The organism is Methanococcus voltae (assembly GCF_017875395.1).
Classification (GTDB): domain Archaea; phylum AGJL01; class Methanococci; order Methanococcales; family Methanococcaceae; genus Methanococcus; species Methanococcus voltae_C.
Genome location: NZ_JAGGMO010000002.1, coordinates 370,969 through 384,020, shown reverse-complemented (window position 1 = coordinate 384,020; position 13,052 = coordinate 370,969). Strand labels below are relative to the sequence as shown.

Annotated in this window: 14 protein-coding genes; 3 read left to right on the top strand and 11 right to left on the bottom strand. The window is 30.3% G+C overall.

Annotated features, from left to right (window positions below; translation table 11 throughout):
* The first annotated feature begins 16 nt into the window (after positions 1–16).
* Positions 17–2,239, top strand: coding sequence for a phosphoribosylformylglycinamidine synthase subunit PurL (purL, locus tag J2127_RS04125; RefSeq protein ID WP_209732274.1), 2,223 nt, complete (start codon positions 17–19; stop codon positions 2,237–2,239).
* 110 nt (positions 2,240–2,349) lie between these two features.
* On the opposite strand, the gene J2127_RS04120 is transcribed toward purL, so the two are convergent.
* From J2127_RS04120 to J2127_RS04100, 5 genes are all read right to left on the bottom strand, one after another.
* Positions 2,350–3,207 carry a TatD family hydrolase gene (locus J2127_RS04120; RefSeq protein ID WP_209732273.1) on the bottom strand — a complete coding sequence of 286 codons (858 nt, stop codon included), beginning with the start codon at positions 3,205–3,207 and terminating at the stop codon, positions 2,350–2,352.
* A 79-nt stretch (positions 3,208–3,286) separates the two neighbouring features.
* On the bottom strand, positions 3,287–3,745 hold the full coding sequence (locus J2127_RS04115; protein WP_209732272.1) for a TrmO family methyltransferase domain-containing protein: 459 nt from the start codon (positions 3,743–3,745) through the stop codon (positions 3,287–3,289).
* A gap of 147 nt (positions 3,746–3,892) precedes the next feature.
* Positions 3,893–4,078 (bottom strand): DUF2116 family Zn-ribbon domain-containing protein, encoded by a 186-nt coding sequence (locus tag J2127_RS04110; RefSeq protein ID WP_209732271.1) that lies wholly within the window; start codon positions 4,076–4,078, stop codon positions 3,893–3,895.
* A 222-nt stretch (positions 4,079–4,300) separates the two neighbouring features.
* Complete coding sequence (gene pyrH / locus J2127_RS04105; protein WP_209732270.1) at positions 4,301–4,978, bottom strand: UMP kinase; 678 nt, start codon at positions 4,976–4,978, stop codon at positions 4,301–4,303.
* Between the two features lie 586 nt (positions 4,979–5,564).
* On the bottom strand, positions 5,565–5,768 hold the full coding sequence (locus J2127_RS04100) for a histone family protein (RefSeq protein ID WP_209732269.1): 204 nt from the start codon (positions 5,766–5,768) through the stop codon (positions 5,565–5,567).
* 265 nt (positions 5,769–6,033) lie between these two features.
* On the opposite strand from J2127_RS04100, the gene J2127_RS04095 reads away from it, so the two are divergent.
* Positions 6,034–6,666 (top strand): S26 family signal peptidase, encoded by a 633-nt coding sequence (locus J2127_RS04095; protein WP_245326445.1) that lies wholly within the window; start codon positions 6,034–6,036, stop codon positions 6,664–6,666.
* A gap of 153 nt (positions 6,667–6,819) precedes the next feature.
* Here the strand turns inward: J2127_RS04095 and J2127_RS04090 are convergent, their stop codons facing one another.
* The 3 genes from J2127_RS04090 to yjjX all read right to left on the bottom strand — a co-directional run bounded on the left by J2127_RS04090 (position 6,820) and on the right by yjjX (position 9,335).
* Positions 6,820–7,995 (bottom strand): geranylgeranyl reductase family protein, encoded by a 1,176-nt coding sequence (locus tag J2127_RS04090; RefSeq protein WP_209732318.1) that lies wholly within the window; start codon positions 7,993–7,995, stop codon positions 6,820–6,822.
* Positions 7,996–7,997: 2 nt separating this feature from the next.
* On the bottom strand, positions 7,998–8,165 hold the full coding sequence (locus tag J2127_RS04085) for a 4Fe-4S binding protein (RefSeq protein WP_209732317.1): 168 nt from the start codon (positions 8,163–8,165) through the stop codon (positions 7,998–8,000).
* A 483-nt stretch (positions 8,166–8,648) separates the two neighbouring features.
* A complete protein-coding gene (yjjX, locus tag J2127_RS04080; RefSeq protein ID WP_209732268.1) occupies positions 8,649–9,335 on the bottom strand; it encodes an inosine/xanthosine triphosphatase in 687 nt (228 codons plus the stop codon).
* Positions 9,336–9,707: 372 nt separating this feature from the next.
* Here yjjX and J2127_RS04075 point away from each other — a divergent pair, with 372 nt between their 5' ends.
* Positions 9,708–10,850, top strand: a complete 1,143-nt coding sequence (locus tag J2127_RS04075; protein WP_432442924.1) for a pyridoxal-phosphate-dependent aminotransferase family protein — start codon at positions 9,708–9,710, stop codon at positions 10,848–10,850.
* Between the two features lie 109 nt (positions 10,851–10,959).
* Here J2127_RS04075 and hisH read toward each other — a convergent pair whose 3' ends face one another.
* From hisH to rpl12p, 3 genes are all read right to left on the bottom strand, one after another.
* On the bottom strand, positions 10,960–11,601 hold the full coding sequence (hisH, locus tag J2127_RS04070; protein WP_209732266.1) for an imidazole glycerol phosphate synthase subunit HisH: 642 nt from the start codon (positions 11,599–11,601) through the stop codon (positions 10,960–10,962).
* 277 nt (positions 11,602–11,878) lie between these two features.
* Positions 11,879–12,424: a TATA-box-binding protein gene (locus J2127_RS04065; protein WP_209732265.1), complete on the bottom strand. Its 546-nt coding sequence runs from the start codon at positions 12,422–12,424 to the stop codon at positions 11,879–11,881.
* Between the two features lie 307 nt (positions 12,425–12,731).
* Positions 12,732–13,031, bottom strand: coding sequence for a 50S ribosomal protein P1 (gene rpl12p, locus J2127_RS04060; protein ID WP_209591086.1), 300 nt, complete (start codon positions 13,029–13,031; stop codon positions 12,732–12,734).
* Positions 13,032–13,052 lie beyond the last annotated feature (21 nt).

Sequence of the window (13,052 nt, the reverse complement as noted above, 5' to 3'; positions counted from 1 at the left end):
ATACAAAGGTGTAAAAATGGTTGATACGAACGATTTGAAGTTTATTGAAGAGCAATTGGGCAGAAAGCCAAATGATGTAGAAATAGCAATGTTTGAAAACTTATGGAGTGAACATTGTGCGTACAGAAGCTCTAAAAACCTTTTAAAAATGTTTGGAAGAACTGTAAAGGAAAACCCAAATATGATTGTAGGTCCTGGAGATGATGCAGCGATTATAAGGCTAGATAAAGACATATGCGTAGCAATGGCAATGGAAAGCCACAACCACCCGTCATATATCGACCCATACAACGGTTCAGCAACAGGAGTCGGGGGAATTATCAGAGATATTATCTCAATGAATTCAAAGCCAATAGCTTTATTAGATGCACTCAGATTTGGTGACATCAAAGGAAATGAAAAAGATAAGGTAAAATGGCTCGTAGATGGAGTTATGAGTGGTATCGGAGACTACGGTAACAGAATCGGTGTTCCAACCGTTGGTGGAGAATGCGAATTCGATTCATCATATGATTACAATAACCTCGTAAACGTTGTAGCTATTGGATTAGTCCACGAAGATGAAATTATCGAAGGTAAGGCAAAAGAAGAAGGCTTATCAATAATTTTAGTGGGCGACACTGGAAAAGATGGTATCGGGGGAGCTTCATTTGCTTCAAAAGATTTAACCAGTGAAAGTGAAGGCGATAGACCAAGTGTTCAAATCGGTGACGCATTCAAAGAAAAGAAATTAATCGATGCAACATTAGAAGCTTGTAAAACCGGCAATGTAACAGCAATGAAGGATTTAGGGGCAGCAGGTATAACCTCATCATGTTCTGAAATGTGTTTTAGCGGCGGCGTAGGTGCAGAATTACACCTTGAAAACGTATTCTTAAGGGAAGAAGGAATGACTCCTTACGAAATAATGATTTCAGAAAGTCAAGAAAGAAATTTATTTGCTGTTAAAGCAGGCTCTGAAGAAGAATTGCTAAACATTTTCGAAAAATACGAATTACCTTGTGCAGTAATCGGTAAAACAACAGGTACAAAAAGATTAATTGCTTACCACAATGATGAATTAGTAGTTGATTTACCGCTTGAATTATTATGTGAAGCTCCATTGTACGATTTGCCTGAAAAAGAAGATATAAAAGAAAAAGTAGCAGATATGGAAAAATTGGAAGCAGATGCAAAAACTCCAAAAACTAAAGAAGAGCACAACGAAACACTTAAAAAGATGCTCGAAAGTCCAAACATATGTTCAAAATCAAACATTTATGAAAGATATGACCACGAAGTTCAATTAAGAACCGTTGTAAAACCAGGAAAGGACGCAGCAGCTTTAAAAGTACAAGATATTTACCCAATGGGTGTAGCTTTAACAGCTGACTGTAACTCTACATTCTCAAAATTAAACCCTTACGAAGCAGCTAAAACTTTGGTATGCGAAAGCGTAAGAAATTTAGCGACTGTAGGTGCTAGACCTATCGGTATGTTAGACAACTTAAACTTTGGAAACCCTGAAAAGCCTGAAAGATACTGGCAACTTAAAAAATCAATCGAAGGATTGACAGATGCAGCAGAGTTTTTAAACGTTCCTGTCGTGGGTGGAAACGTAAGTTTATATAACGAAACAATCATCGAAGGCAAGGATTACCCTATAAACCCAACACCTACAATAAGCATCATCGGAAAAATTAAGGACATCGAATTAATACCTAATGTATTAGTGAAACCAAAAGAAAATGATGTTTTATTATTAATCGGTGAAACTAAGGAAGAAATGGGCGGTAGCGAGTATCACAAAGTAATTCACAACACCGAAGATGGATTTATCCCAAAAGCGGACTTGAAAAAAGAAATGAATACGTACAATATATTAGTTGATTTAATCGAAAATGGATTAATTAACGAAGCTGTCGACCTTTCAAGAGGGGGATTAGCTATTGCATTAAGTAAAATGACAATGAATACTGATTTCGGTGCGGATATTGCTATCAACAGTAATTTGTCAAATATCACAAATCTTTACTCAGAATCATCAGGTAGAATCTTAGTAGCAGTAACTCCTGAAATTATGGAGTACGTAATTTCAAAATTCAGTAGCAATGAGATATTTGCAACAAAATTGGGTAATTTAACAGCTGAAAAACAATTAAAAGTTGAATTAAACGGTCAAGAAATTGTAAACATTTCATCAGACGAAATAAAAGAAAGTTATTATAATGGATTCCCTAAATTAATGGGGGAATTATAAAATTATAATAATTTTTATTATTCTTTTTATTATTCTTTTTTTATTCTTTTTATTATTTTATTTTTTATTTTACTATTTCTATTTCTATTTCTATTATCATTTATTTTCAATTAAAAGTCAATTTCAATATCATAACACTTTTCAACGTTATTTTTATGAATATTATAACACATTTCTTCAGTCATCAAACCATTTTGCAACAGTTTCCTCGTACGTCTCGGAACGGTTTTTATACCTAATACAACACCAGGGCGCTTTAAATCATCTATGTAATCAGTTTCCATCAAAAAGCGGTCAGATATGACAATAGCTTCGTCACAAGGGGAAGAAGCCACAATTGAAGGCATGATTCCATATTTGATACCTTCGTTAACCCGATTATCACAATGATGTTTAATTACTTTTTCAGGATTTAAGCCCACCGATTTTGCCATTTCCGAAAATTCTTTAAACTGTGCATCTGAAGCACTTTCAGCATGTATTTGGATGGCACAATCGGCATCTTTTGCAAGTGCCATACTATAAGTAAACAATTCGTTTGATGTATCCCATAGTATTTCAGCATCATCGCCAGTTAATTCAAAATGTGGCCTACCAATTTCCCCAATCCCTACAATATTGTCATTTTCCATTACAATCTTTTGACAATAGTCTAGTGCTTTAATAATCCTATTTTTAGCTTCTTCAATGCTCATACCATTCCTAACAAAGTTAATAAACTCTACCGGATGTACGCCCGCCATACCGAAAGCCTTTACATTTGTTTCTTCTTCGATTTTTTGCAATGATAAAAGTAATTCATCAATTGGTTTTTCCAATTCCAAGCTAAAAGCAGGTTTATTGGGAATTACCATGGTTTTACCGCCTGCTTTTTCAAATAATTGGGCAACTTTTACCGAGCCCATGCCATTTTTTTCATCGACATGAATATGATTATCAGTTATTGGAAGGTCTTTTAAAATTTCCATATTTTCACAATTTTACAAATTTTACAAATAATTAAGCTATTTTAGTATATCTTATTATATTTTATTATTTTATTATTTTTTATTTACATCCGTATTTATCGTAATTTTCAACTTTTTCGCCATATTTTTCAAAATCTAAAGAATTAGCAGATACTTTGATGTCAATTAAAGGAGTTTCGTCAAAAGCATCAATTTCTTCTTCAATATAAATTATACCTTTTTCAAAATCAATGTTTGATATGTTAACTTCATATAAAGCGATAGGATTAGGTCTAACCGGTGAGTGAGTACCAAAAACACCCCTCATTGGTATTTTAACATTTCCACGCGGGTGGACTTTCATAATACTTCTTTTTTCTTCATTATCGGATTTATTGAACCAAAATATGAGCATGATTTTGTTACCAACTGATAAACCTTCCATACAAGGAATATATTCCTCGTAGATTACAACATGATTTTTATCTTCTGGTTTTTGACCTTTAAAATATTTTCCAACTTCATAAATATTATATTTTTTTAAATTAGTATTACTCATGTCCCATCCCTCGTTAGTTTTGAAATAATCTATAGAATATATTAAAATAAGATATGAATTAAAAAATTAAATAAAATTAAATAAAATTATTTGGTAATTATTTGATATTTTAAATAGGTTAAGTTTTATAAGTCCCCTATTTCACTATTAACCAAAATATTTTGATATTATCAAAGCACCAAATACGATAACAAAAGCACCAAACATTAAAAGTTGACTTCTTAACATTTTTTTTCTTCTTTTAGCGAATTCTTCCTTACATTTTGTAGAACAAAAGTCTTCTTCAGGAGGTACTGATAATCCACAGTTTATACAATGTTTATGTTTTTCCATATTTTACACCCTAATTATGCTATAGTTTAATTATTTTTCTATAACTTATGTATTTTGCATATATTTATTATAATTTATTATAAATTGTTATTTTTAAAATATAAAGTTATGTAATAAATTTGATTTGTAGATTAATAGTAATAAAATTCTATTGTAAAAAAATAATGCTGATAATTACTTAAAATTTTTACTCAAAATAGTTTAAAATAAAATAAATAGTGATTATGGTAATATTGTAGTACCGTCGTGATTACCATTAATTGAGCCAATGATTTCAGATGGAGTTCCTTTAACCACAATTGTTTTTAATTTTGCTCTGTCGATTATTTTGGATGCAAGTGGGTCCACAACACTTGAAGAACCTGCCGAAATTGAACTATTTCCAGTAATTTCTAATAATTCAGAAATTGTCATTTCTTTTAATTTTTTAGCGTTTGAATCAATACGTGGGTCGTTTGTATATACGCCATCCACGTTTGTAGCAATTACTAATAAATCAGCATCTAAAAACTCCGCCAATGAAGCAGAAACTGCATCGGTTGTATGTGCCGGGTGAGTACCGCCCATAACGACAATTTTATTTAAATTCAAAATAGTTTCAGCTTCTTTAAAGCTTGTAGGAACATTTTTGACAGCGTAATTACCTAACGCAGATATTAAAAGCATACTATTTAATCGAGTCGACATAATCCCTATTTCATCACAAAAAGCATCATTTGTAAATTCCCTTGCGATTGAAATATACTGTCTAGCCGTGTTTCCTCCGCCAATGATAACGGAAATTTCGTGACCTTCATCTTTTAGTTTTTTGAAGGTTTCGGCATAAGATGCAATATTTTCTTTTGAAGCCCCTTCTTTGGGCATTAATACAGAACCGCCTAATGCAAATACAACTCTCATTTCAAAACCTCTTAATATTCTCGTATATGTTATTCTCGTAGTATTATACTCATTATTTTATAATTTATTTTGATATTCAATTTGGAAATTATTTACCATCCATGTTATTCTTAAATTTTTTAAATTTACGGTATCTATTAACTTAAAATTAATATTAATGAACCAGTAACGTTCAGATTTTATGAATAAATTATTGGTAAAGTTACGGATAAAAATTCCTAAATATTATATTCATTCACTATATAAAAGTATAGCCCGAAATCCATATAAATGCCGAAAAATTAAAATGCAGTTTTCACTATTTTTAGATATTTGTACAATATATTAGGATACTAACTATAATGAGAATAATAATTATAATACGAATAATAATAATAATAATAATAATAATAATCAACGATTCAACATATCGATATAATAATTCAAAATAGCAATTTAAAAATGGTATACTTTTATCATTTTAATTAATTAAAAATGATAAAAATATTATAAATAAAAGTATATTGTAAATCAATATAGTATTTTATAATATTTTTAAGAGTAATTAACAATATTTAAAACGAAAATATAAAGAATAACCGTTAAATTATCTTTTTAAAACCATTTTGATGTCTTCTACTTTAACGGTTTTTCTACCAGCGTGTCTTGATAATTCTGCTGCTTCTTTTGCAATGTCCATTGCGATAGTTTCTAATTCTTCTACGAATAATTTTGCTGCACCTTCACTTACTCTTTCAGCGCCTGCTTTTTTTAATATTCTCACTACTGGAGCTACTGGAATTTCTGCCATGAAATCACCTCTGTCTTTTACATTTTTAACTTTGCAATTCAAACTATATAAATCTTTCGGAAATATCGCCGTATATGTATGCTATAGGCCATATGGATTAGAGATAATTTTAAAATAATGATTAGTAATATATATGAACTATGAATATAATATTAAAATGTAATAAGCAATTATATTAAATATTAATGGAGATGGTATTATTACTAAAAAATCCACTCGCAATAAAACCAACAATAAAGGTAATAATACATTTGAGATATCTGATTTGGATAATAAAGATGATAACCATAAGAAACCTAATAAAAATACTGAACCAAATAAAAAAAATAAAAACCTCAGTAGAAGTATTTTAGAATTTGCAATTTTCGTAATATTGTTCCTTTTAATTTGGACGCATGTCAATGTGGTCGTTTCTAACAGTATGTATCCAATAATGGAGCGGGGAGACTTTGTTTTAGTTGAAAACGCCGGTTTTGAATTTGATTTAAATAATTTAAAAACAGGGGATGTAGTTATTTATGACGCCCACTGGGTTCCTGAATTAGGAAATTACCCCAACCAATTAGTAGTATATGATAATTACAAGTATGGGCTATATTCCGACAATGGAAATATTAAACCTGTAATCCATAGGATTATTGGAAATTACACTGACAAGAATGGTAATCTTTATTATATAATCAAGGGGGATAATAATCAGGATAGAGACCCCGAACTTGTCAAACCGGAGCAAATTAAGAAAAGAGCTTTATCCTGGAATGATAATTTATTTGTAATTCCTAAGGCGGGTTACTTATCAATATTTGTAAAAGAAAACGTTTTATTGGTTATATTCCTTATCGGGCTGTTATTTATTTATGAATATAGGAAAAGCATATTTAAAATATTTAATAAATAATACTGCCAATAATAAAATAATATAATACTAAAGTAACGTTAAAAATAATATAAAATTATAATTACTAATAAAATGAAAATATAAATATAAAAATATAAAAATATAAAAATAAAAATAAAAATAAAAAAATAAAAAAATAAATTAATTTAATTTTTATAATATCTCTTTTAAATATTTTAATAATGATGGTGACTTTTTAACTGCTTTTAATGCTATTTTTGGAACATTTACATCCTCTAAATCTCCATCAATAGAATCCCCTATTGCATCTAATTCTTTATCCGTTAATTGTTGAAGGATATTTTTATATTTTAAGTCATTATTGAGTAAATGTAAATATTTTTCGTGCCAAATTGTTTCATATTCTTTAATAGCTTCTTCAGACCAATCATTCTGTTTAACACATTTTGCTGCTATTTCTCCCGCGATTAAACCACAATCCATGGAAAGTGATATTCCACCACCGGTTAATGGACTAATCTGACCTGCAGCATCGCCCACAACCATGAAACCTTCAGCATATGTTTTTTCAATAGGCCCTCCAACAGGAGCACCACCACATTTAAATTCAACAGGTGTGGCATTTTCTAATCGCCCTTCAAGTACAGGGTTAGTTATGAACTCATCCAAATATTCTAATGCACTCTTTTCGCCCCCAATTATGCCCAAACCTACGTTTACAGTATCTCCTTTTGGGAATATCCAAGCATAACCTTGTGGTGCAACACCTCCAAAGTATAGCTCGAGCATTTTATCGTCAATACATTTTCCGTTTGTCATTTCATATTCTGCGCAAGAGCATACTTCTTTAACATTCTTTTTGGATTTTAAACCAACCATTTCAGCCATGGAGCTTTCAACACCATCTGCAGCAATAACTATTTTGGTTCTTACTTTGTATTCTTCGCCCATATGATTGATAGTTACAATATAGCCACTTCCTTCTTTTTCTATATTTGTAACTCTACTTTTTACGGCAATTTTAGTGCCTTGGTTTGCACTTCTAATTGCAAGGTGTTTGTCGAATATTTTTCTTTCAACAACGTATCCGTCAGTTTTTCCGCCCTTAATAGCTATTACTTTACCGTTTGGTGCTACTATGTAACCACCATCTAATTTGGTACGTACAAAACTTGGGTCTGCAGGTATTCCGTATAATTCATCGATTTTAGGAACTGCTTCCGCACAACGTACCGGTTCGCCTATCTCCTGTGATTTTTCTAGTAATAGTGTTTTAGCTCCCATCTTTGAAGCATTATATGAAGCCATGCTCCCTGCAGGTCCTGCGCCGATAACTACGACGTCGTAACTGTTAATTAGTGCCCTCATATTTATTCCTCCAAAGCATTTACTGGACATATTTCTTTACAAAGTTTACAACCTTTGCACTTTTCATCGTTAATTTCTATTTTATTTTCAATAAGTTCAATTGCGTTCCTCGGACATATGCCAACGCATGCCCCACAGTAGCCACATTTTAAATTATTTACTTTCACAATATCCTCTCCCAATGTGAAAACAAAAATAACACATTATATATTAAATTAGATGATTATCGATATTTAAGCTTATTTATATATTTTCAATTTTCAATTTTCAATTTTCGTATTATTTTTTAATCTTTGTTTTTAAAAATGATAAATTGATACAAATACCCTATTAGCTAAGCCATACAATATATTGATTTAGTGAATTCAATAATATCTATTATTTAAAGTTCTATATAACGTTTTATTTTTAATTTGAGTACTAATAAATTATAAGTTTTATAAATTTTATAAATTTTATAAAAATTTGTAGAATTCTTTAAATTACTTTTATATATTTATTCAACATACGTTTTTATGCTTTTCTATTTTATTTAAGAATTTAACCATTTAAATATATTTTATTTGTTAGAATATCCAAAATAATCTATTGTTTGTGGTTATAAGTAAAAATAAAAAAACAAATCATAATTAAAACAGTATTAAAAATATAATTTAGAATTTAGTAGTCATATTCTGTGCCAATCTTGGTACTAATGCCATAGTAATGGCTTGCTTGCATAAATCCTTTCTAACTATGTTTTCATCAGTAAGCTGTCCTATTAAGCCTATATTTTTACCTATTTCTGGGTTACCATATAGTTTTCCCGCAATTTCTCCACATTCAACACCTTTTTCAATCCCCGAAAGTATTTCTTGAGGTACTTGAAATCCTGAAGATGTGCCTACTGTATGTCTGAAGCTATCATAAATTACGCAAATATGGATATCTAACTTTTTTTCACCGATTTCAACAATGCCTGCTTCTAAGCCTATTCCATACATGGAAGAAGCTTTATCATACGCTTCTTTTGCTCTATTGTATGCACCTTTAAATGTTTCATCGAATCCAATAGGTTGGTCGGATACATTACTATCGGCATCTACTGAAGTTATCAAAACACTGCCTAAGGCACGGTTTAAGGCTTCCTGAGCTGCGCTAATTTTAACCGGATTCAAGGTACCTATGGAAGCCACTCTTAGCTGGTGTCCTGCGGGACCTCCTCGTTGACTCATTGCTTTATCAAGACATTCTTCGCTTTCGCATATCATGGCTCCAAATCTATATGTTTTTGCAGGTTTTCCACAAATTTCACAAACTTTATTATCAAATGGACTTTTATTTTCTTCATTCTTATTCATTTTATCCCTCATACCTTGAATTATTAACTTAGTATAATTTTATAACGATATCACTTATTGCTAGAATTTATCATATTTTATTTTAAATTCAGTTATGCTAATTATTATATAATAGTAATTAAAAAGGATATCGATAATAATATTGGATTATTTATATTTACTAATATTAGTATTCTAAAATTAGTATTCTAAAATTAGTACTCTAAATATATTATATTCTAAATAAATTAACTATTTATACTATTAAACAATGTAAAAATATGTATAATATAACAAAATATATAGAATATAGTTAAAATATAATAAAATAATTTATAAATAATTCCAAATAATAAAATAAAAAATAAAACAACAATATCCTCGAGGGATTTGATGAAATTGAATACTGAAAAGTTATTAATGATACCTGGACCTACAATGGTTCCAAACGAAGTTTTAAACACAATGTCCTTACCTATTATTGGGCATAGAACCGCAGATTACGGAGCACTTTTGGAAGATACAGTGGACAAAATGAAAAAAGTTTTCCAAACAAAATATGATGCGCACTTAATAACAGGTTCAGGAACTGCAGCAATGGATATGGCAATTTCAAACACCGTGGACAAAGGGGATAAAGTACTAAACATAGTAAATGGAAACTTTGGAGACAGGTTTTACAAAATTGCAAACACATACAAAGCAAACACAATAAAGCTTGAAAATGAATGGGGGGACATGGCTGACGTGGAAAAGGTTAAAGAAGCACTCGAAGAAAACCCTGACACAAAAGTAGTTACAATCGTTCACAACGAGACATCAACTGGTGTAAAAAACCCTATTGAAGAGATTGGAAAAGTAGTGAAAAAACACGATGCAATTTACATTGTAGATACTGTTTCTTCATTGGGTGGCGATTATGTGGATGTAGATAAATTCAACATCGACATTTGTGTAACTGGTTCCCAAAAATGTATTGCTGCACCTCCTGGAATGGCAGCTATCTCAGTAAATGACAAAGCTTGGGAAATTATCAATAAAACCGAAACCAAATCATTCTACTTAGATATCAAAGCTTACCAGAAAAAGTGGGAAAGTAGCAAAGAAACACCTTACACTCCATCAGTATCAATGACTTACTCAATGAATAAAGCTTTAGAAATCGTACTTGACGAAGGTTTAGACAACAGATTCAAAAGACACGATAAATTTGCAGAAGCTACAAGAGCAGGTTTAGAAGCAATGGGTCTTGAATTGTTCGCAAAAGAAAGAGCAAGATCTGTAACAGTTACATCTGCTTTGTACCCTGAAGGAGTAAGTGACAAGGATTTCAGAGGAACTTTAAACAAAGATTACGATGTTTTAGTTGCAGGCGGTCAAGCTCACTTAAAAGGTAAAATCTTTAGAATTGGACACATGGGTAGCGTAAAAGAGCACCATATATTAGGTACTTTAGCATTAATCGAAGCAGGTCTTAAAAAACTTGGATACGACGCAGGATGTGGCGTTGACGTAGCTAAAGATTACTTATTATAAATAAAATACGAACAGTATATACTCATAACCAATATAATAATTTATAAAAAAAAATAGAATTTAATTTTATTTTTTAACTATTTTAAATATTTTAACTTTTTTTTATTTTTTAGATTAACTCTATAAAGTTTTCAATCATTTTTAAGCCGGATTTTCCACTTTTTTCGGGGTGAAACTGTGTAGCGTAGATGTTATCTTTATTAACTGCACAGGTAAATTCAGTACCATAATCGCAGGTACCTGCAATTATTTTTTCGTCAAAAGTTTTTACATAATATGAGTGAACAAAATAAAAGTAATCGTTATCTTTTATTCCTTCAAATAATGGTATATCTTTGATTTGTTTAACGTTATTCCAACCCATATGAGGTATCTTTGGAACATCGGTAAATTTAACTACTTCCCCATTAAATACGCTTAATCCTGCCCCTTCACTTTCTTCACTTTTTTCAAAGAGTAGTTGCATTCCAACACAAACACCTAAAAAAGGTACTTTTCCAATATCTTGGGTGATTAACTCTTTTAAATTTGAACAATTCGTATTTAATTTATCACATATTTTTTCGTCAAATTTAACTGCTTCTATATTCTTTACAGAATCTCCAAAGTTTCCTACGCCGGGTAATACGACTTTATCAGCGGATAATATAATTTCGGGGTCATTTGTGACTTTTACGTTGTTTTCGTAGATTGAAAATGCTTTTTCAATGCTTCTTAAGTTTCCTGCGTTATAATCGATAATAGCAATCATAATTCACATGCACCTGTATAATTATTTAATATATAACTATTTATTAAATCAATAATAATAATAATAATAATAATGGATTTAAACTAAATTAAAATTAGATTACATAAAAAATACACAATTATAGTATATATACATATTTTAATATCTTATCTATACTATGTTGCAATATGGACACAACTTAAATATAAAATAAAAATAAAATAAAATAAAAATAATGTAAAGGGTAGTATATATTAAAAAAATGGATAAAATAATTAATATTCAAAATTTAGTAAATTTAGTAAAATTCTTCTTCAAGCTCTTTTAATGTAGTCAATATTTTGTTAAATGCAATATATGCGTCTTCAAATTTCTTCAAACCTGTTATAACAACTTTACCGCTACCGAATATTAATACTACAACTTTTGGGTCGCTTAATCTGTATACTAAGCCAGGGAATTGCTCTGGTTCATATTCTGTGCATTCTAATGTTGAAATATCGTCTAAGTTAGGTTCCATACCCAATTCGGTTGTAGCAACCATGTTTTGAACGTTAACTTCAGGATTATCGAATAATTCCATGCCTGCTTCTCTAAGTTCTGCCATTATCTTTTTAATAGCTATTTCTGCTTCTTCCTTATTTTTAGCACCAGTACAGTTTAATTTACCGCTTCTAAATATTAATAATGCAACTTTTGGGTCGCTTAATCTACAAACTAAACCCGGGAATTGCTCTGGTTCATATTCTGCGTTGTCTAAAACATCGGCAGCATATTCTAAATCTATGTCTGTTCCTATCTGTGTTGAAACTACTACATTAACAATTTTTATTTCAGGCTCCATAGCTCTCACCTATATTACATATAATATAAGTTTTATTTATATAGTATATAAAGGTATTTATATACTTTTTATAATCGTATTACACATATGTCCCAATTATATTAAAAATTTAATTAGAATACGCAAATATTATTCAAAGATATAGATGTATTTATATCTATGGATATAGTTATATATTACAATTAAAATTACAATATCATAAAATGTTTTAAAATAATCTATTTTATTAAATCTAAATATTTAAAAAATAACAAGTTTTATCGTCTAATTTATCAAAAAGAAATGAGAATATTCGGATTTAATTTAATTATCCGAATAAAGCGCCTAAACCAGCTGCTGCTGCAGCACCGTTGTCTTCTTTTTTCTCTTCTTTTTTCTCTTCTTTAGGAGCTTCAGCTGCTGCAGGAGCTGCTGCAACTGCAACAGGAGCTGCTGCTGCTTTTGCAATAGCTTCTTCAATGTCTACTCCTTCTAAAGCAGCAACTAATGCTTTAACTCTTGCATCGTCTGCTTCTACACCAGCAGCGGTTAAAACTGCTTTAACTGCATCTTCTGTGATTTCTTTATCTGCTGAGTTTAATAATAAAGCTGCGTATATGTATTCCATAAAGTACACCTCAAATACTAA

Excerpts from the sequence above, each read along its gene's own strand:
- hisH (WP_209732266.1), bottom strand. The coding sequence starts at position 11,601 with ATGATTGCTATTATCGATTATAACGCAGGAAACTTAAGAAGCATTGAA.
- J2127_RS04120 (WP_209732273.1), bottom strand. The coding sequence starts at position 3,207 with ATGGAAATTTTAAAAGACCTTCCAATAACTGATAATCATATTCATGTC.
- J2127_RS04110 (WP_209732271.1), bottom strand. The coding sequence starts at position 4,078 with ATGGAAAAACATAAACATTGTATAAACTGTGGATTATCAGTACCTCCT.
- J2127_RS04115 (WP_209732272.1), bottom strand. The coding sequence starts at position 3,745 with ATGAGTAATACTAATTTAAAAAAATATAATATTTATGAAGTTGGAAAA.
- J2127_RS04075 (WP_432442924.1), top strand. The coding sequence starts at position 9,708 with ATGAAATTGAATACTGAAAAGTTATTAATGATACCTGGACCTACAATG.
- rpl12p (WP_209591086.1), bottom strand. The coding sequence starts at position 13,031 with ATGGAATACATATACGCAGCTTTATTATTAAACTCAGCAGATAAAGAA.
- J2127_RS04100 (WP_209732269.1), bottom strand. The coding sequence starts at position 5,768 with ATGGCAGAAATTCCAGTAGCTCCAGTAGTGAGAATATTAAAAAAAGCA.
- yjjX (WP_209732268.1), bottom strand. The coding sequence starts at position 9,335 with ATGAATAAGAATGAAGAAAATAAAAGTCCATTTGATAATAAAGTTTGT.
- pyrH (WP_209732270.1), bottom strand. The coding sequence starts at position 4,978 with ATGAGAGTTGTATTTGCATTAGGCGGTTCTGTATTAATGCCCAAAGAA.
- J2127_RS04090 (WP_209732318.1), bottom strand. The coding sequence starts at position 7,995 with ATGAGGGCACTAATTAACAGTTACGACGTCGTAGTTATCGGCGCAGGA.
- purL (WP_209732274.1), top strand. The coding sequence starts at position 17 with ATGGTTGATACGAACGATTTGAAGTTTATTGAAGAGCAATTGGGCAGA.
- J2127_RS04065 (WP_209732265.1), bottom strand. The coding sequence starts at position 12,424 with ATGGAGCCTGAAATAAAAATTGTTAATGTAGTAGTTTCAACACAGATA.